Source organism: Staphylococcus casei (genome assembly GCF_030294405.1).
GTDB lineage: Bacteria > Bacillota > Bacilli > Staphylococcales > Staphylococcaceae > Staphylococcus > Staphylococcus succinus.
In genome coordinates this window covers 1,388,567-1,408,490 of sequence record NZ_CP125718.1, presented here as the reverse complement: position 1 = coordinate 1,408,490, position 19,924 = coordinate 1,388,567, and the positions used below count along the sequence as shown (strand labels likewise).

At 31.4% G+C, this 19,924-nt stretch carries 24 protein-coding genes; all 24 read right to left on the bottom strand.

All coding sequences use genetic code 11. The features are described 5' to 3' along the window. Positions 1-158: 158 nt before the first annotated feature. The gene (gene comGF, locus QMO72_RS06875) at positions 159-602 is read right to left on the bottom strand and encodes a competence type IV pilus minor pilin ComGF (RefSeq protein ID WP_286093165.1); all 444 of its coding nucleotides are present in this window, start codon (positions 600-602) and stop codon (positions 159-161) included. Beyond that, entirely contained in the window at positions 574-873 is a 300-nt protein-coding gene (locus QMO72_RS06870; RefSeq protein WP_103266285.1) for a hypothetical protein, read from the bottom strand. Before QMO72_RS06870 ends, comGF begins: the two co-directional genes overlap by 29 nt. Next, positions 860-1,303: a competence type IV pilus minor pilin ComGD gene (gene comGD / locus QMO72_RS06865; RefSeq protein ID WP_286093269.1), complete on the bottom strand. Its 444-nt coding sequence runs from the start codon at positions 1,301-1,303 to the stop codon at positions 860-862. The genes QMO72_RS06870 and comGD overlap by 14 nt, the downstream gene beginning before the upstream one ends. Next, entirely contained in the window at positions 1,284-1,601 is a 318-nt protein-coding gene (gene comGC, locus QMO72_RS06860) for a competence type IV pilus major pilin ComGC (RefSeq protein ID WP_107554245.1), read from the bottom strand. The genes comGD and comGC overlap by 20 nt, the downstream gene beginning before the upstream one ends. A 23-nt stretch (positions 1,602-1,624) precedes the next feature. Next, positions 1,625-2,692, bottom strand: coding sequence for a competence type IV pilus assembly protein ComGB (comGB, locus tag QMO72_RS06855; RefSeq protein WP_103267791.1), 1,068 nt, complete (start codon positions 2,690-2,692; stop codon positions 1,625-1,627). Continuing rightward, positions 2,664-3,638, bottom strand: coding sequence for a competence type IV pilus ATPase ComGA (comGA, locus tag QMO72_RS06850; RefSeq protein WP_103267790.1), 975 nt, complete (start codon positions 3,636-3,638; stop codon positions 2,664-2,666). The genes comGB and comGA overlap by 29 nt, the downstream gene beginning before the upstream one ends. 133 nt (positions 3,639-3,771) lie before the next feature. Beyond that, entirely contained in the window at positions 3,772-4,395 is a 624-nt protein-coding gene (locus QMO72_RS06845) for an MBL fold metallo-hydrolase (protein WP_103267789.1), read from the bottom strand. Position 4,396: 1 nt separating this feature from the next. Beyond that, on the bottom strand, positions 4,397-4,720 hold the full coding sequence (locus QMO72_RS06840) for an MTH1187 family thiamine-binding protein (protein ID WP_046836546.1): 324 nt from the start codon (positions 4,718-4,720) through the stop codon (positions 4,397-4,399). Beyond that, positions 4,720-5,706: a glucokinase gene (locus QMO72_RS06835; RefSeq protein ID WP_103267788.1), complete on the bottom strand. Its 987-nt coding sequence runs from the start codon at positions 5,704-5,706 to the stop codon at positions 4,720-4,722. The genes QMO72_RS06840 and QMO72_RS06835 overlap by 1 nt, the downstream gene beginning before the upstream one ends. A gap of 681 nt (positions 5,707-6,387) precedes the next feature. Beyond that, positions 6,388-7,212: an N-acyl homoserine lactonase family protein gene (locus QMO72_RS06830; RefSeq protein ID WP_103267787.1), complete on the bottom strand. Its 825-nt coding sequence runs from the start codon at positions 7,210-7,212 to the stop codon at positions 6,388-6,390. Continuing rightward, on the bottom strand, positions 7,205-7,648 hold the full coding sequence (locus QMO72_RS06825) for a MarR family winged helix-turn-helix transcriptional regulator (protein WP_103267786.1): 444 nt from the start codon (positions 7,646-7,648) through the stop codon (positions 7,205-7,207). The genes QMO72_RS06830 and QMO72_RS06825 overlap by 8 nt, the downstream gene beginning before the upstream one ends. Before the next feature lie 255 nt (positions 7,649-7,903). Further along, positions 7,904-8,104: a YqgQ family protein gene (locus QMO72_RS06820; RefSeq protein WP_069824404.1), complete on the bottom strand. Its 201-nt coding sequence runs from the start codon at positions 8,102-8,104 to the stop codon at positions 7,904-7,906. Further along, on the bottom strand, positions 8,088-9,545 hold the full coding sequence (locus QMO72_RS06815; protein ID WP_103267785.1) for a rhomboid family intramembrane serine protease: 1,458 nt from the start codon (positions 9,543-9,545) through the stop codon (positions 8,088-8,090). The genes QMO72_RS06820 and QMO72_RS06815 overlap by 17 nt, the downstream gene beginning before the upstream one ends. Before the next feature lie 11 nt (positions 9,546-9,556). Next, positions 9,557-10,099, bottom strand: coding sequence for a 5-formyltetrahydrofolate cyclo-ligase (locus QMO72_RS06810; protein WP_103267784.1), 543 nt, complete (start codon positions 10,097-10,099; stop codon positions 9,557-9,559). 149 nt (positions 10,100-10,248) lie between these two features. Next, positions 10,249-10,398, bottom strand: coding sequence for a 50S ribosomal protein L33 (gene rpmG, locus QMO72_RS06805; RefSeq protein ID WP_069823953.1), 150 nt, complete (start codon positions 10,396-10,398; stop codon positions 10,249-10,251). Positions 10,399-10,530: 132 nt separating this feature from the next. Continuing rightward, complete coding sequence (locus tag QMO72_RS06800; protein WP_069823952.1) at positions 10,531-12,582, bottom strand: peptidoglycan D,D-transpeptidase FtsI family protein; 2,052 nt, start codon at positions 12,580-12,582, stop codon at positions 10,531-10,533. Positions 12,583-12,703: 121 nt separating this feature from the next. Continuing rightward, complete coding sequence (locus QMO72_RS06795; RefSeq protein WP_046836552.1) at positions 12,704-13,303, bottom strand: superoxide dismutase; 600 nt, start codon at positions 13,301-13,303, stop codon at positions 12,704-12,706. A 279-nt stretch (positions 13,304-13,582) separates the two neighbouring features. After that, a complete protein-coding gene (locus QMO72_RS06790) occupies positions 13,583-13,996 on the bottom strand; it encodes a Fur family transcriptional regulator (RefSeq protein ID WP_069823951.1) in 414 nt (137 codons plus the stop codon). Then, entirely contained in the window at positions 13,974-14,846 is an 873-nt protein-coding gene (locus QMO72_RS06785; RefSeq protein WP_069823950.1) for a metal ABC transporter permease, read from the bottom strand. The genes QMO72_RS06790 and QMO72_RS06785 overlap by 23 nt, the downstream gene beginning before the upstream one ends. After that, positions 14,843-15,616, bottom strand: coding sequence for a metal ABC transporter ATP-binding protein (locus QMO72_RS06780; protein WP_103267783.1), 774 nt, complete (start codon positions 15,614-15,616; stop codon positions 14,843-14,845). The genes QMO72_RS06785 and QMO72_RS06780 overlap by 4 nt, the downstream gene beginning before the upstream one ends. A 120-nt stretch (positions 15,617-15,736) precedes the next feature. Beyond that, complete coding sequence (locus QMO72_RS06775) at positions 15,737-16,627, bottom strand: deoxyribonuclease IV (RefSeq protein WP_103267782.1); 891 nt, start codon at positions 16,625-16,627, stop codon at positions 15,737-15,739. Positions 16,628-16,636: 9 nt separating this feature from the next. Further along, positions 16,637-17,977: a DEAD/DEAH box helicase gene (locus QMO72_RS06770; RefSeq protein ID WP_073504323.1), complete on the bottom strand. Its 1,341-nt coding sequence runs from the start codon at positions 17,975-17,977 to the stop codon at positions 16,637-16,639. 155 nt (positions 17,978-18,132) lie between these two features. Continuing rightward, entirely contained in the window at positions 18,133-19,236 is a 1,104-nt protein-coding gene (locus QMO72_RS06765) for a Nif3-like dinuclear metal center hexameric protein (protein WP_103267781.1), read from the bottom strand. Further along, positions 19,237-19,914 (bottom strand): tRNA (adenine(22)-N(1))-methyltransferase, encoded by a 678-nt coding sequence (locus QMO72_RS06760; protein ID WP_103267780.1) that lies wholly within the window; start codon positions 19,912-19,914, stop codon positions 19,237-19,239. Between the last annotated feature and the right edge of the window lie 10 nt (positions 19,915-19,924).

Genomic DNA, 19,924 nt, shown 5'->3' with positions numbered 1-19,924 from the left:
CTTCCTTTTTAATTAATATATTAATCTGTCTATCATAATAATGTTCAAGGTTGTCTAATGTTTTCAAGAACATAGTATTATGAAATAAATATGTAGCTATTAAAGATAAATATAGCATAAAAATTCCCAGTACAAAAGGATATAAATAAGCTGGAATATTATAAATATATTTCTTTTTCAATAACATAACCTTCTTCAAAGATTTTCAACGTTATCTTTATTGTTTTCAGCTTTAATATTTCAAAGTTGATTGCTGTTACATTATTTAACATTGTAATATTACCTCGCCCCTGAATTGTTTTAATAATTTTATTATTTTTCAACTCATAGCTTATTTCTTTTTCACCATTTGAAAACAGTAAATGTTTTCCATTTGCCTTTGTATGCATCGTTCCACTTCTTAATGCTATTAAATCGTTAGTTAAATCTCTTGCAAAGAATTCAATTTCAGTATTTATATGATATAGGTGCTGAGGTTTTAATAATGTAGTTGTTTTAATTAAACTTGGAATAGCAGATAAAATAATAACTGTAATCATTAGCGAAAATAGTAATTCAATATAGGTAAATGCTTTAATATTGTACTTGATAACAAATCTCACTTTTAGATGCCTTCTTTGTTATACATAATTTTTTATTACTCAGTATCAGGTAGTAATCATCTACTAATATACCGCGACTTAACGCTTTATAGTTATTATGATATAACGTATTAAGTAAAATGCGTTTCATTTCAATTTCATTCAATTTGTCCTTAACAGTATCATTCAATTGAAGTAATAGAGGTAAAAAGATTAAGCATATACTTGTAACAAGTGAAAAGGATATTAATGCATCTAGTAATAAAGAAGCTTCTAACTTAAACTTCTTCATAATGAACACGACCTTTTTCAATGTGAAATATAATTTTATAAAGTTGGTCATTACATGCTATATACACAGTTCCAAATTTATTTATATGACCATTTTTATCAAAGGTTAAATACTTTATATTAGTGCGGGGGTGTATAAAGCTGTTTTCTTTTAACTTTATAGTAGTACGAGGATGATTGGGTTCATTCAAAATGATTTCTTTTGAGAAATCATTGAAGATTAAAGTTATTGGTAAATTATCTTTTATTGCTTTAGCCTTCAAATAATTAAACTGCATGATTAAATTGTTTAAAAATTTATGGTTTGTAAAAGTCACTGTTTGATTAGTGGGAATATATTTGAATTGTAAAATAAGTAATATACTTACGATAGCAAGTACAAACACCATTTCTATATAAGTAAATGCTTTGCTAGTTCGCAATAGCTTCACCATTACTAATTGTTATCATAGCACCTGACTTACATTGTTTCTGATTTTCTTTTATGTAGCCTTCAGTGACCAAATCGTCTATAGATGTAGGTTTTTTATTGAATTTTAATGTATAAGCTTCTATTTGGCTGTCTATCATTTTAAGTTGCGCTTCACAACCTGTAGCTTGTATATGTTTAGATTGTTTTGCAATATTTGGAATAATTAAAATTAATAATAAACTAATAATGAGTAGTACTAGCAACATTTCAATTAATGTAAAAGCATCTTTGTTAAAAATTTTAAATTGTTTTTTCATATTCCAATACTCCTTGCCTTTATTTACTTGATTGTTTGCATTAAATCAAACATAGGTAACATAATGACTAAATACAAAGATATAATAAAAAAAGCTAATAACGTAAAAATACAAGGCTGTATAAATTTTATAAGAAATTGAAGATATTTTTCTATTTTAGATAATATCATTTCACTGTATAGTTTCAATTCAATATCAAGTCGCCCTTTCTTCTCCCCTTCTTTTATAAATAAAATGAGTTCTTTTTCAAAACAAGATACACGAGTCAATGTTTCACTAAGGTTGTATCCTTTTTGCGTTCCAATTTTAATTTCATTTGCTAAATATTTTAAAAATGCATCATCACTTTGATGCGTATATATATCCACTATTTTTTGTAAATTAATGCCATTTTTATAGAATAAAGAAAATTCTGACGCAATACGGTATGTCTTATAAAGTTTAAATATTTTACTTAATATAGGGACAGTTAAAACAAATTGATGTTTATACTTTATTGGCAATTTACGATATAGGATTTTTACTATCACAATAATCAATAATACCATGAATATAAAGTAGCATAGGATAGAGGGTAAATTAACAATAGTTTGAGTTAAATAAAATTGTACAGTTGATATTTGAACATCCATACTTTCATATAGGTCGTGAAATTCTGGAATGATAGTATGGTTTAAGACTACAAGCATAGTTATAAATACTGTCATTAATACTACAGGATATTGCACAGTCTTGATTAATGACTGTTTTGCTTTATAATTTCTAGCAAGATAATCTTGCGCATACATTAAGCTTTCACTTAAATCACTAAACATTTCAGCAAAGTATATTAGCATGACAACAGTATTGGGATACTTTAGTATTTTTAGTATTTGATAACAATTTGCTCCATTTCTTAATTCCGTGAGAATAGTTTGTGAGACTAATGCAGATTTTATCTTTATATGTTTAAATAAAAACTCAAATGATTCCGACAAGGTAAATCCATGATTCAGCAAGTCATATAACCTGTGGATTAATTCTATTTGATCCTTATCATTAAGCCTCTGAAATCTTGATAAGTTAAATATATCGATCCACGGTCTCTTCACAAATAACACCTGCTCTCGACATTCTGTTTAAGTAATAAGATAAGTTATTGAAATCTTTAGGTAATGAGTGATTGTTGTCAAAAAAATAATTAATATCTTGTTGGTTTAGCTGCTCATATATTAACTTTCTATTATGTTGCGATGTGGTAACCAGTCTTTGGTTAATGATGCTTTTTATAGATTGGCAGATTTCCTGAACACTGATATTCATTTCTCTTAACCTTAATAAGGCGCCTTTACAGTCATTAGCATGAATTGTGGATAGTACTAAATGCCCACTTAAACTCGCTTGAATAACATATTTCGCTATGGAGGCATCTCTTATCTCACCAATAAGAATCACATCTGGATCACACCTTAATATCGCTTTAAAAGACGTTTCATAATTAATACCAGCCTTTTCATTTATTGAAACCTGTGTCACACCTTTGATTAGCTGCTCTACTGGGTCTTCCACCGTGATGATATTTAAGTCTAATTGTTCTTTTGCGTACATTACCATGTGATACATTAACGTACTTTTTCCTGATCCAGTAGGACCACTAAATAAAATAAGTCCTTGTTTCTTATTCATTAACCTATACAAACTTTTAATACCACTACCGTGACTTTGCTTTTGAAAATATTGAGGGATGATTCTAATTACACAGCTTTCATTTCCTAAAGACAAAGGTAATGTCGAGATTCTTAAGTAAAATAATTGCTTCATTTTGTAGATATATCTTCCACTTTGTGCTGTATTATGATTGGAAACATCTAAGCCAGCTTGATATTTCATGTAAGTGAGTAACTTTCTATAAAGTTCTAATTGAATTGTGTCCTGTAATATTAAATTGTCTTGTATTCTAAACTTGATATAGACCTCCTGTTCGGAAGGAATGAAATGAACATCAGTCGTCTCGCTATCTATTGCTTTATTAATTACGTTTTTAAACAATAGCTTCAAAAAATCACCTCCTACATTTATACACGCAGGAGGTGATGCAATTACTTTATATAAAATTATATTATTTAATACTTAGCTATTATGCTGAATAGATTTGCGCTAGGTATAGGATTATAAAGTGAAGCTAGTAATGTTAACCATGCAAATAAGGGTTTAATTGCTCATCTTCAACGGTTGTATAATCTCCATGTCCTGGGAATAATGGTAAATCATCTTCAAGCGAAAATAATTTATCTTGTATCGCATCTACCAATGTCTCATAATCACCTTTATATAAATCCGTTCTACCAATACCTTGTTTAAACAAAGTATCTCCAACCACTGCAAATTCATCGAATACAAATGTTAAACTACCAGGAGAATGACCAGGTGTATGTAATACTTGAAATTCAAAGTTTGCAACCTGTGCTTGTCCTTCATCTAATGCTGTCGGAGTAACGTTACTAACCATTGACGGCATCCCATATTGTTTGAATTTCGAAGAACCATTTTTTTCAGTATCAGTTAAAAAATCAAATTCTGATTTATGCATATATACAGGAACATTATATTTATTAACGATATCATCTAAAGCGCCTATGTGATCGAAATGTGCATGTGTCAACAACACTGCTTGTAATGGTTTATTGATTTGATTTAACTTTTTAATGATTTGTTCGCTTTCACTAGCTGGATCTATGAGAATGACTTGTTCATCATTCTCGATAAAATACGCATTCGTATCAACTAGCCCTAATGTTAAACTGGAAATTCTCATTTTATTTGCCTCCATCAGTGAGATGGTCTTGCACAGCTTTAACTTTATCGTTCATCTTACGTGATTTATCACGGCGGTCATCAATTCTGATATTCGTACAAACACGATCCAATCCCTTATCAAACGGAAGCTCATGTATCGCTTGTACAACTTCGAATAAATCTTTTAATTCGCCTTCTATAAGTGTGTTCATCGGTGTTAGTTGATAATCAATCTTGCCTTGCGCTTTAAACTCTTTTAATTTTGTTTGTATTTCTGCAATATATTTACTAACACTCGGTCCATCTGTACCTACAGGTATAACAACAACATCAACAATAGCCATTACTTAACACCTTCCTTTTCAATAATATAAGTATAAATCAATCCTGCTGCGCCGGTAATACCAGCATCATTTCCAAGTTGCGCTTGAACAATTTCAGTTTCATCTTGTGCTGGTGTAAATGTTAAATTATGATATTCAGTTTTGATATTTTCAATTAAAATCAATCCTGCTGTAGACATACCGCCACCTAAAACAATATATTTAGGATTACTTGTAACACTAATGATACTACATAAGTAAGCTATATAATTGGCTACACGTTCAGTGATAAAGATACAGAACTGGTCACCCGCTTTAGCTGCATCAAATACTGCTTTAGCCGAAACTTTATTATCTTTAATCAACTGCAAGATAGATGATTTAAATGTTAACTTCGGATAATAAAAATTAACCAAATTAACTACACCAGTTGCAGAAGCTACGGTTTCGATACAGCCTGACTTACCACAATTACATTTAAAACGTTGGTCATGATCTACTCTAAAATGACCAATTTCAGCACCAGATCCATTGTGACCATGTACGATTTCTCCATTAGAAATAATACCACCACCAAGGCCTGTACCTAATGTAATCGCAACAACATCATCGGCGCCTTGTCCAGCTCCTTTATGTTTTTCCCCTAATGCAGCTACATTAGCATCATTATCTACATAGACAGGACAATCCACAAATTGTTTGAATATACTTCTCACATCTACATTGTCACTCCAATATAAATTGACTGCACCATGTACAATACCTGATTCAAAGTCTACTGGACCTGGTACGCCAATACCCACGCCTAAAACATCTGAAAAAGTATATTCTGAATCATCTACTTGTTGTACGAAAGAATCGTAAATATTTTTCAAAAGTAAATATCCTGTCGAATCAGATGTATCAGTATCTATAGTCCATTTAGATATGCGCTCTAGATTTCCATCAAAGATACCTAATTTACATGTTGTTCCACCAATATCTGCTGCTAATATAATTTTTTTCATTTATTTACTCATCCTTCTCTATTTTTAAATTGGATTTTATAGTATTTCACTACAGTTTAATTAAAGCTATCAAATCAACGTTTTGAGAAGCTTTCTCTATATATACATTTCATTGCTTTTAACTGTTTTAGAATATTTCACTTCTTAATTTGCCTTTAAAATCAATTTCATTTTAATAATGACAAAATTGTTTATGTCTCCTACTATAAGCTATTATTAAGACAATAACAAAGTAAGTTCATTGTAATAAGGCATATACATCTATTTTAATATTATTTGTTTCATAATTGCAATAATAATAGATTCTAATATTATGTTTTCAATAAATTAAAGTGACCTTTGTGATGAAAAAAACATCTTTGTAGTTGAACTGGCTCCAATTTATTGAAAATGACTATAAGTATCGTTAAAATTTAGAAATTATGTAAAAAAGCAAATCATTATTGCATGGTTGAAAGTACTATTGAACTATGTAATGAAATAATCATTAACTAATAAAGTCAACTAGGTAATATTCTATGTAAATAACGCGCTTAGCTAATCTAACTATTGTTTAAAAAATCAAAAATTAAGCTGCTTCTCTCCCGTAATATCCAGGAAATAAGCAGCTAGTAAATAGTGATTTTACTTCGTTTAGATTTTAATAAATCATTCCGTAAGTTGGTATTTTTATGTCATTCACTATATTTCAATAACATGTGGTGTAATATTTGGATCGTGATTGGCAATAGCTTCTCTACAATTTGGATCGTCAATTGTATGTCTTACCCAATCTAATGAGTGTTGTGCTTCTTTCTTATCAACTAAGACGCCTGGTGTAACATTCTTTTTCCAAGACTCAGCAGCATAACCAACATCTGAAGCTAACAATATAAATTCATCGCTATCCAAGCTTTTTACAATAGTAGAAGAAAGCCCTTTACTATGACCTGGTGCCCAAACCATCTGAATACTGCCATCTTCAAACAAATCAAATGATTTATTTTGGGGGCCTATATCAGATTTTTTTAAACTAAATGTTTGTATATCAACACCTTTCCATTCATGCGGTAAGTAATGTAACTTATCTTTTTTAATTGCGTCATACTCTTCTTCACTAAGTAATATATTTTTGGCATCTTTTACATGTCGTAAACCGTCTGCATGGTCACAGTGCATATGACTCATTAATACATAATCAATATCGCTCGTTTGATAGCCTAATTTTTCTAATTGCTCATGAACAGCTGCGCCTTTGGGTAATTCAGCTTTATTAACCGGATATTGAAACAACAAATTCCTAATTTGCTTAGTTCTGTTATCGGTATGCCACCCTGTATCTATCAATATTAACCCTTTAGGATGCTCAATCAAATAAACAGAAACAGGTAATTTTACTAAATGTTTCTTCGAACGGAATAACCCAGTCCATGCTAAGGGTCTATTATCCGAATAACCAAATGGCAATGCTTCATCAACTATAACACTGCCAGTATGCAAAATATGAATTTTTATTTTTTTATTCATTTTTTGTCTCCTTTATTTTTATTATATTATTGATTTCTTCTAAATACTTACTTAACTCATCTACTTCTTCATCACTAATATCTAATTTTTTAGCCATTCCTTCATAAAGTAGTTTTTGTCTACTTTCATAAAACTGGTACCCTTCTTCTGTCAATTCTATTAACTTTTCTCTTTTATCATCAGAGTTTATTTTTTTTATGAAACCTTTTTCTTCTAATTTTCTTACTCTTTTAGTAATAGCTGTCTTAAAGACGCCCTGCTTTTCTGCAATATCTTTTAATGTCATTGTTTTATGTTTCATTAACAATTTAAATACCCCAAGCTGTTCTCTTGAAATATTAATGTTCTGTTCTTCTATCACGTCATTAATCAGTTGGTTAATACGAATAAAAGCATGGTGGAATTGATTAAATTGCTCAAATGTTTTACTATTCATTGCATCACCTCCATTAAATAGTACACCTAGGTGTACTATTTTTCAAGTATTTCTTACTTTATTCTCAAATACCTAATAAGATCAAACTGTCATAATTGACGCTTCAATGCTATATAGTTATTTAAGAATCATCGATAAAATAATTTTGAAGTTAGTTGCTGCTTCTAGATCAATACGCTGTACTGTTACATATTTACAAACAAGCATCATAATAAAAACCCTCATAACCGTCGTAGCTATGAGGGAGGTTTAACTTTATTTACTTATCTTTCTTTGATTAATGATTAATCTACACTTCAAATAATCATCTTTAGATAATAACTCATATTGATATAGCGTTTTTATCTCTTGTTCCATCATTTCATACATATCTTTTTTATCTTTAAAATAAATAATAAATCCAAATTGCTTTAAAAGTTGAAGTACATCATAAAAATTGTCAATCTTTCGGTTCACTGTCATCGCTCAATTCTTTATCTAAATTGATATAATCATTATTTCCAGGATCTACCTTAAGCGCAGCTTTAATGTATTTTTTAGCTTTATCTTTATCACTTAAAGACCGATTAGCAATTGCAAGTTGATAATTCAATATCGCTGAGTCTGGATAGTATCTTAAGCCTCTCTCCCAATCAGAGATGCCTTCAGCTTTAGAACTTAATGTCGTAGTAATTAAGCCATTTAAATAATACGTTTCATCATCAGCATATTTCTTTTTTATCGTCTGTTTAACCATGGTCTTTGCTTCTTTATAATTTCCGTTTTTCATTTCATTAGAAATAATCGTATTATAAATATTATCTTCTTTAATTGTAAAAATTCTAATTTGTGAAGCTACAAATAGTGCAAGTGTAATTATAATTAAAATCCAAAAGCGATTTTGATTTCTCTTATAATAATATCCAATTAAAGTTATGAGTATACCACCCATAAAACCACCGATATGAGCTACAATGTTAATGTTTTGCATAAACAATGAAAGTCCAATCATAATGACAAGCACCATTAGTAGCTGACCAATCATTTTGCGATTAAATTGCTGACTCACATACATAAATGCAAAGATGGCGCCTATCAATCCAAATATGGCACCACTAGCGCCAGCTGAAACGGTATCAGTATTAAATGATAGTGAAGCAAAGTTACCAAATATGCCTGCTACAATATAAATCGTAAACATCCGCCAATGACCAACAATAGATTCTACAATCTTACCAAAAATAAATAAACTTAACATATTCATCAATATATGCTCAAAATTATAGTGTAAAAAGATTGAAGTAATCAGTCTATACCATTCTCCGTGAACAACATTAAAATGAACCAGTCCACCCACATCTAATAATTTTAAATCCGAAAAACGATTTAAAAATAATACCATAGATAACCAAATCAATATATTAATAACAATTAATGCATATGTAACTGGTGCAAATTTTATCATGTGCTTTTCTATCGGATTATTATTTAAAGCACGTTCTTTAAAATATGTTTTCGTTTGCTTGTGATTCCGATTATATATTTTCTTCATCACAAAGTTAGGCATGATTTTTTCTATTTGCTTGTCGTCCCGAATGATTTTCACTTTGAATTTCCGTGGATGTAATTCATCTAAATTCTCATCAGTAAAGGTTTTATCTGTAAATATATATAATTCATAACTTTTAGGCTGATAACCTAAAAAAGTAGTAATGTCTGCTTGATGATCTTGAATTCTACTCTTATCAAATCTAACTTCTTGAGTTGAATTCGCACCGTATTTAAATATGGTTATTGTCTGCTTTTTCTTATTTGATAACCATATTTCGTTATCGTCTTTATTACGATGCACGACATGATAGTTTAGATACTTGACCCAAGTATATATACACTTCCAAAAATGTTTCTCTGTAATCATTTCTGCCTCCATTATTTAGTTGTCGCAATTATTAATTTTTCAACAGGTTCATCGTGTGACTCTACCTCAAAGTCATCGAGTTGAAAGTCATAAAGCAAACTAATGGTGGATTGCTTATAAAAGCTTAAAAATTTATCAAAATAGCCACCACCATATCCTATGCGATATCCGATTGTATTAAACACTACGCCAGGTACGACTAACAAATCTAGTTGGTTTGTTATATCTGCTTCTACAGTCACATGATTAATGCCTTTTACATCTGGGCCAATACTTTCAAGGTGACTGAGTGCTTTAAACGACATCCTGCAATGCTCGTAATCCGTTTCTGGAACAAAAACGATTTTCCTATCATTTAACATATGCTCAATAATAGAATATGTATCTACTTCATGTGGCATTGATAACACAATGCCTATACGTTTTGCATTTTTATATTCACTAGTTTGATAAAGATGCTCAGCAAGATAGTGGTCTGATTCAACTTTATAACTATTTGATTGAAATGATTTCATTAATTTTAATTTCTCTTGGCGTAATGATTGTTTAGTCACAAAAACACCTTCCCATGGTTCATACTATTCTCATTATAACGTTATTAAATTATAATGTCATTAAACTGCAATCTTTTAAAGTGAACTAAACTCATATATTACGAAAAAAATAACCAGATTCTAAAATAGAATCTGGTTTAAAATAATCATTATTTTGTTTCACGGTGTATTGTGTGTTTGTTGTCACGAGCACAGTGTTTTTTCATTTCTATACGTTCAGGATTAGTACGTTTATTTTTTTTAGTAATGTAGTTTCTTTCTCCACACTCTGTGCAAGCTAGTGTTACGTTTACGCGCATGCTAATTCCTCCTTACCTTTTCAAAATACGACTTATTAATCATACCATTTACTCTTAAAATTGAAAAGTATTAATTTTTCAATAAAAGCCACTATATCAGTATTTCATTAAATTCAGTGGATAAAAACTTAATTAGTCTTTCTTTTCATCTTTAAAATAATAGTTAATAACATCTCTACCTAAATCTCCACCATTCAACCATGGTTCCGGTACAGGTTGGTTTGTATATACGATTGAAAAAGCAAGTTTAGGATTTTTAATTGGAGCATAGCCTATATAAGTTGAGTTAACTCTAGGTTCTCCATCTTGAAAGACTTCAGCTGTCCCTGTCTTACCAGCTGATGGTACGACAGTATCTTTAAAGCTTTGATATCCTGTACCATCCGCTTTATTAAATGCCATGTCGAATCCACCTTTCACTTCGTCAATTTCATCTTGCGAATTATTAACTTTATTCAATACTGTGCCCTTAACTTTTTCTTTAACAGGGCCTAACGTATCTTTATTCGTTGCTTTTCTGACTTCTAATCCAATATGTGGTTGAACTCTATAACCATTGTTACCTATTGTAGAAACATATTGAGATAACTGCATCGGCGTATAAGTGTCATACTGACCAATAGCTAAATCAAGGTAGTTACCAGGATTATTAGTAAGTGGTTCAGTCTGACCACTTGTTTCGTTCGGTAAGTCTATACCCGTTTTAACGCCAAGGCCGACTTGATTTAAGCCTTTGCGTAGTTTTTGACCAGCAGTAGTAATATCTGATGGTAATGTCATATTGGGCGTATAAGGTGTGCCTGCCATTTTCAACGCAGTTTTAAACATATAAACGTTTGATGAATGCATTAAAGCTTCTTTATCATTAATTCTTACTTTTCCATCTTGGTTAAAGTATGAATGTTTTGATAGACCACCAGCAAATTTCAATGGCTCATCAATCATTTCTTCGCCTATTTTAATTGCATTATTTTGATAGCCCGCTAATAATGTGCCACCTTTTACAGATGAGCCAACAGCATATTGTGCTGTAAATGTACCAATATCATAATCAGTTAAATCACCGTTCTTGTCGATTTGTTTACCAGCCATGGCTAAAATATCACCATTATTAGGATTTTGAACAACTATTAAAGCATTATCCATATCCTTCGCGCCTTCACTACGTAATTTTTGAATTTGTTCCTCTAAATATTTTTCAGTTTTTTTCTGAAGGTCAATGTCTATACTTAACACAAGATCATCACCGCGAGAACCTGGGTTAATTACTTTTGAATCAATGACATCTCCTGATTTATCCGTTGTGTATTTCATTTCTTTCTTTTTTCCTTTTAAAATATCATCATATTGATACTCTAAGTAAGATTTACCGACACGATCATTTCTTGAATATCCTTTAGATAAGTACTTTTCGGTTAACTCTTTAGGTATACCTTCTTCAGTGGTTGACACATCGCCGAAAATGCCTCTCAATGTATCGTCATAAGGATATTTTCGATCCCAATCTGTTGTGGTATTTACGCCTGGCAAATCAGAAAGTTTTTGTGAAACTGCCGCATATTCTTCATTGCTCACATCTTCATTTTTAATCGTTTGTGGGTCTAAAGTTGAGCCTGCCATCATCTCTCTATAAATTGCTAATATTTGTAAATCCTTATTAGTCAGGCTGTCCGTTTGTTTGGCACCCACTTTTTTATAAAGTGCTTTATCGTAATCATCTTGAGAAATGCTACCATCGTCAAGCAGTTGTTGCTCGGATTGCATCAAACTTTTGGCTTTATTAGGATGAATTTGTATCCAATAATCTTGTTTATCTCTGTCTGTAATTTTAATAGTATCCATTTTGATTAGTTTCGACAGATCCTTTGCGGTTTTCAACACTTCAGATTGTGACGTTTTTCTACCACGTGTATATGTAATTGCCTTTTTCGACGCATTGTCTACGAGCACTTTACCATTTCTATCTAAAATGCGTCCTCTAGGCACGGCTTCATTTACGGTTAAGTTTTCACTATTTTTTATAAGTTGTTTGTAATGAGAACCTTGTGCAATTTGCAAATAGCCTAATCTTAAAACAATTACTGCGAATATAAATACAATAACGCCAAATATAAAACCAATTCTCTTATTCATTGTATTACTAATTTTTTCGTCATTTGATTTCTCTTTTAATCTTTTCAACACAATAACATACCTCTATTCAAAAGTTCTCACTACAAATGATAAATGAAATTAGTGAATATTTCTATTATTTTACTAAAAAAAATGACGACCTTTGATAAGGCCGTCATAATCGCTTACTTAATTATTTAGCAGCGTTATATAATTCATCAACTTTTTCCCAATTTACTACATTCCAGAAAGCACCGATATAATCTGGACGTTTGTTTTGGTATTTAAGGTAATAAGCATGTTCCCAAACGTCTAAGCCTAGGATAGGTGTTTTACCTTCTGTTAATGGGTTGTCTTGGTTTGGTGTAGTAACGATTTCTAAGTTACCGTTATTTACTACTAACCATGCCCAACCTGAACCGAAACGTGCTGCAGCTTTATTCGCAAATTCTTCTTTAAATGCGTCTAAAGAACCCCATTGTTCTTTAATTTTATCTACTACAGTACCTTTTTCTTCAGAGTTAGGAGTTAATAATTCCCAGAATAATGAGTGGTTTAAGTGACCTCCACCATTATTGCGAACAGCTGTTTGAATGTTTTCTGGTACACTGTCTAAGTTAGCAACAATTTCTTCTATTGATTTAGATTCTAAATCAGTTCCTTCAACTGCTGCGTTTAATTTAGTTACATAAGTGTTATGGTGTTTGCCATGGTGAATTTCCATAGTTTCTTTGTCAATATGTGGTTCCAATGCATCGAAACCATAAGGTAAGTTTGGTAATTCAAAAGCCATAAATAATCATCCTCCTAATTAATCTTTAAATAAAGCATAACAAGTAATATGAATGACAACAATCAATATGCTTAAAAGCATTAAACTAAATTGTCATAAAATAATGTTTGTCATCTTTAGTTACTATATTAGTATATCTCAAATTAGTTATTTTTAAACATCATAAGCTAACAATTTCAAAAATTCTAACTAATTCATACTATTGACCTATGTTTAATTAACTCATCTAAAGTAGAAAGGATGTATTTGTGTATTTTCACACCCAAACATAATACACGCTTATGCTTGCTGACAAGATTCACACACGCCATAAACTTCCAATTTATGAGTATGAATAGCCACTTCTGGCAGATATTTTTTAACTTCTTCAATTGGACAAAAATCAATAACTTTAGTATCCCCACACGACTCACATATAAAATGGTGATGATGATGATCCTTACATGCAATTCTAAATTTCATTTCACCATCCATCTCAGTACCTTCAACAATACCTAAACTCTTAAACAAATGTAAATTACGATAAATTGTATCAAAAGAAATACCTGGGTAATTTTTATCCATACTTTGTTGAATATGTTTCGCATTAATATATTTATCTTCTGCTACGAATATATCTAACATTTCGCGTCTTTTATTCGTATATTTATGTCCATGTTCTTTAATAATGTTAATTGCTTCTTCTGTTTTCATTTTTAACATCACCTTTCATCGAGCTTACTTTGAACTTTTGATACATCATCGTAATCGCAAGAATAAGAACAAGTAATACTACAATTACACCACCCGGAGATATATTCATGTAAAACGCTAGCACTAAACCACCAACGACAGATAATTCTCCAATAATTACACTTAGAATAATAAGTTGTTTAAATCCTTTTGTAATTCTCATAGAAATTGCAACAGGCAAGGTAATTAAAGCACTAACCAACAGAATTCCTACTACACGCATAGATGCTGATATCACCATAGCAACTATGATAATAAACAAGAACTGTATCCATTTAGGTATGCCAATAACCTTACTGTATTCTTCATCGAATGATAGAATAAACATTTCTTTGTAAAGCGAAAGGATGAATATAAGTACAATTACAACGATAATGATAATTGTCGTTAAATCACTCTTTGTCACCGCACTAATAGATCCAAATAGTAAACCCACAATTTCTTGGTTAAAGCCATCTGCAAGTGATATAAAAATCGCACTTAATGCGATACCAGCACTCATAATAATCGGTATAGCAATCTCCTGATAATTACTATACGATGTTCTAAGATTTTCAATCAGTAACGCTCCTATAATTGCGAATAATATACCAAACCACATCGGGTTGATAAACGTAAGCATTGGAAATACAGTCACAACGAACATCCCGAATGATATACCTCCAAGTGTAACGTGACTGAGTGCATCTGCTATTAACGATAACCTTCGTACGACAATAAAAGCACCTATAAGTGGTGCAATGAGCCCAATAAGCACACCACTAATAAGAGAGTAGCGCATGAAATCAAAATTCATTAATGCATCTATCATGATGAACAACACTCCCTACTATGCTGATGATCAACAAATTGAATTGGATGTCCGTATATTTTAGAAATTTCAACTTCATCCAATGACTTGAAATCTTCCGTTGAACCATGAAAATGTAAATGTTTATTTAAACAAGCTACTTCTGTAGCTGTGTCAGCCACTACTCCAATATCATGAGTCACTAATATAATGGTTACCCCTTCATGTTTAAGTGTCTCTAATGTTTCATAAAATTCACTCACATGCTTTGCATCAATACCGCTGGTTGGTTCATCAAGAATGAGTACAGATGGATTACTAATCAATGCTCTTGCAATCAGCACACGTTGCTGTTGTCCTCCTGATAGTTCTGCTATATTTTTATCAATCAAATGTTCTATATTTAATCGTTTTAATACAGTATTCACTTTGGAAATATCTTTTTTGTTAAACCATTGCAATAATTTTTTGCGCTTTGTTAGTCCACTTAAGACCACTTCTTTAACACTTGCAGGAAAACCAGATTTAAATGCCTGTGCTTTTTGAGAAACATAACTAATTTTTAGTGTGGATTGTCTCCCGTTGTAATCCGTACCATCAACATAAATTTGGCCTTTTTGTATAGGCAATAATCCAAGTATAATTTTCAACAAAGTCGACTTACCGGCGCCATTAGGTCCAACAATTGCTAAAAATTCACCACGATTGATTTTTATGTTTATATTTTCTAGTACTTGTTTGTTGTCAAAATAATAATCAATATTTTTTAATTCGAATACTGGTGTAGACATGTTTTCACCTCGTTTAATACTATACAACGTGAAAACCATTATGTAAATAGTAATGTTTACGACTTAACAAAAAAACTAATCACTTTATACATATAGTAAAAGTGATTAGTTTTAAATATATTATTCTGCTAATAATTTGTTTTTTAATTCTGGATCGAATTGTTGCTGTTTTAACATTTCAATTTCTAGTTTGTAAGGAGGCTTTTTATTCTTTTTGTCTTCTCCTACAAACGGTGTTTCTAATATTTTAGGAATATCTTTAAAGGCATCGTGATGAACTACATAATTCAAAGCATCAAAGCCAATATATCCAAACCCTATGTTTTCATGTCTGTCTTTGTGCGCACCAATATCATTTTTACTATCGTTAACGTGAACAACCTTTATTCGATCTATGCCCACAATTTTATCAAATTCATTCAATACGCCATCAAAGTCTTCTTTGACATTATAACCAGCATCATGTGTATGACATGTGTCAAAACATACTGATAAGCGCTCGTTGTGGTTGACACCATCAATAATTTGAGCGATTTCTTCAAAGGTTCTTCCAATTTCAGAACCTTTGCCTGCCATAGTTTCTAAAGCAATTCTAACATTATTATCATTAGTTAAAACTTCATTAAGACCTTCAATAATTTTTTTTATGCCTACTTCTGATCCTTCACCTACATGAGAACCTGGATGGAGTACGATATCTTTTGCTCCAAGTGCTTGCGTGCGCTCGATTTCGCTTTGTAGGAATTCGACTCCAAGTTCAAATACATGTGGCTTTAACGTATTTGCAATATTAATAATGTAAGGCGCATGAACTACAATATTAGATAGTCCATGTGCCTCCATGATTTCATGACCTTTTGCAATATTTAATTCTTCGATTGGTTTTCTTCTAGTGTTTTGAGGAGCACCTGTATAAATCATGAAAGTAGATTCGCCGAGTCTATGTGCTTCTTCAGCAGAACCTTGCAACATTTTCTTACCATTCATAGATACATGAGAGCCTAATAACATAAAGGTCACCTATCCTTTTTTATTTTTTCTTTCTTGTCGATTTTGACGTTTGCTAAATTGCTTACGTTCTTTTTGTTTCAAATCATCTAATTCGCGTTTGAATTTCTTTTTATAACCAGGTTTAACTTTTTTCTTGTTACTTTTCACTTTATATTTTAATTGATTTGTTAAATGATCGTCTTTATTTTTACGTGTTTGACGTGTGTTATGTGCTTTAATTGGTTTTAGCTCATTATCTTTTATGTCAACGTTCTCAAAATGATATCCTTGTTGCTCAATTAAAGCTACATGTGCTTCTTCATCCGGACTATATAGTGTAATAGCTACACCTTTATATTGTCCACGTCCTGTACGTCCAACGCGATGCGTGAAAAAGTCTATATCTTTTGGCACGTCAAAATTAATTACATGACTCACACCATCTATATCAATACCACGAGAAGCGAGATCACTTGCGATTACAAACTGAAACTCTAAATTTCTGATACGTTTCATTTGTTGTTTACGTTCCCTTGGTGTAAGTCCACCATGAATCATACCCAGTTTAACTCCAGCAGCATTAAGTTGTTTCGCTAATTCATCCGCACTGTCTCTACTATTACAGAAAATAATACATAAATATGGATTTAGCACATCCATTAATTTTAAAGTTTTTTCTACTTTAGCTTCACCTTTAGTTGGTATTAAATAAAATTCAATGTTTTTCTTATTTTTCTCAGTATTTTCTATTTCAATAAACTCTGGATTTTCTAAATACTTTGTTAAAAATGGATGCAATGATCTTGGAATGGTAGCACTGAACACTGCGATATTTGTATTTTCATCTAATCTTGAAGCGATATGGTCTACTTCTTCAATTAAACCTAAGTCAATCATTAGATCGGCTTCATCAATGACTAAATAAGAAGCTAAGTGGACATGTAAATCACCATGTTTAGCTAAATCATTAATACGTGTTGGTGTGCCAATAATAAGTTGTGGTTGGCTCTTAGCACGTTGACGATCTTTCTCTATATCTGTTCCACCAATAAACAATTTCACAGACACTTCTTTTTTGAACTTAGCTAAATGACTTGCTACATCAAATAATTGCTGTGCTAATTCCCTAGTAGGCGCCACAATTATCGCTTGGGGTTCTTTTACATTAATATCAATAGAATGCATTAATGGTAATAAAAATGCATGTGATTTACCAGTACCTGTTTGCGATTGACCTATCAAACTTGCTTGTTTTATTATTTTTGGAATTACTCGCGTTTGAATTTCAGTCGGTTGACTAAAATTCAAGTCCTTCACAGCATCTATCAGACTTGGTTCTAAATTAAAATTCTCAAATGGGTGATTCGCCATGTCTTGGCCTCCTTAAATCTTCATCTTTACTATTATAAAGCATTCATCTACAATTTTGAACTAAATTATTATTTCATTTCAACTGATTGCGCTCATGCTCGTTGTATTTCACTCATTATAATGTATATTCAATGCCTCGCTAAAGACATGAATGATTACAGATATTCAAACGGGTCTGTATTTAAACGCGATGTTTTTATTTCACATTTAATATCTTCATCATATAACCATTTTGTTAATAACTGGTTTAGACCGTCTTTCATAACATATTCACTATAATGATTTATATCTAATAAATTGATACCTGCTATTTTGGCATCTAAAGCGTCATGATGTTTTATATCTCCAGTCACGAAAATATCAGCACCTTTACTCGCTGCAGCATATTCAAAGCCTATACCTGAACCACCTATGACTGCAACTGTTTGAATTGAGCTGTCTTGATTGCCTGTAAAACGTACACTAGGCATGTTTAATTGTGACTTAACTAAATTAACAAACGCTTGTACTGTCATCGGTTCTGAAAGTTCACCAATCATACCTAAGCCATAGTTTGCTTCTTTTTCCATTTCTATGAAATCGTACACTGGTGTTTCGTATGGATGGTGCGTGTGAATGAGTTGTTGTGTTACTTTCTTTTGTGATTGATCTATCATAAATTCTAATTTATATTCATTAACCTGCTCAATTTCATTCAAAACACCTAGGTGAGGATGCGCATCACCAACTGGTTTGAATTGCCCAGTACCTGAACTTTCGAAGAAACAATATTCATATTGTCCTTCTTTTGCTAATCCCGCTTCACTTATTTTATTTTTAAAAGTTTCAATATTATCTTTCGGTATAAATACTTGCACTTTATAGTAATTTACAATTTCTGGATTTAAAATTTGTTGATTCTGTAAGCCAAATTTATCTGCTAGCATCGCATTAACACCTTTAGGGTATACATCCAAATTTGTATGAAGTGCAATAAGATTAATATCATTTTGGATTAGTTTGCGTATAATTGCCCCATAACCTTCTTGCTGAGTTATATGTTTTACACCTTTGAAAATGAGTGGATGATGACAAATGATTGTATTACTTTGCGTAGTTATTGCTTCCTCAACAACTGCTTCGGTACAGTCTAAAGCAGTTAATATTCCTTCAACTTTAGCATTTTGGTCTCCAATAAGTAAACCAACATTATCCCAAGATTCTGCAGTATTTAATGGTACGTGTTTATCAATAATTCGCATTAATTTACCAATATTCATTTAAATCACCTCATTAATTAAATTAATTTCTTCATCAATTTCTTTTAAGCGATCGTGATGCTGTTGCGGATTTAAATTTTGCTTTATTTTATAAAGTGAGTTTAGTTCGTGCTTCCACTTTTTATAAAACAATTGATTTTTATTCATAATAAGTTCCGGTCCAAATTTCTCCTCAATTTCGGTTAATTGAATTTGTTGTTTAGTAAAATCTGCCACAATAATTTCGTATATATGACCTTTTTCTTCTAATATATCTTCAGCTATAATTTCATAATTTAATTGCGCCAAACATTTTCTAATCGCACTAGATTGAATATTGCTTTGTAAAATTAATCTAGGCTGATTTTGCAATTTATCGGAACCTTCACTAATAATTTTAGCAATTAAAGGCCCACCCATGCCGCATATCGTTATAGACGAAATAGCATCGTTCGCTTCAATCACAGATAATCCATCGCCTAACCTTACACCTATAACGGAATTCAATTGATGGTCACTTACGCTTCGCTTCGACGCATCATATGGTCCTTTAATTACTTCACCAGCAATTGCTGTTTTGACAATATTATTTTCAATAGCATAGATAGGTAAATAAGCATGATCTGAACCGATATCAGCCAAACAATCGCCTTTAATATAGGTACTTACTTTTTTTAATCTTTGATTTAATGGAATCATAATAGTTCTC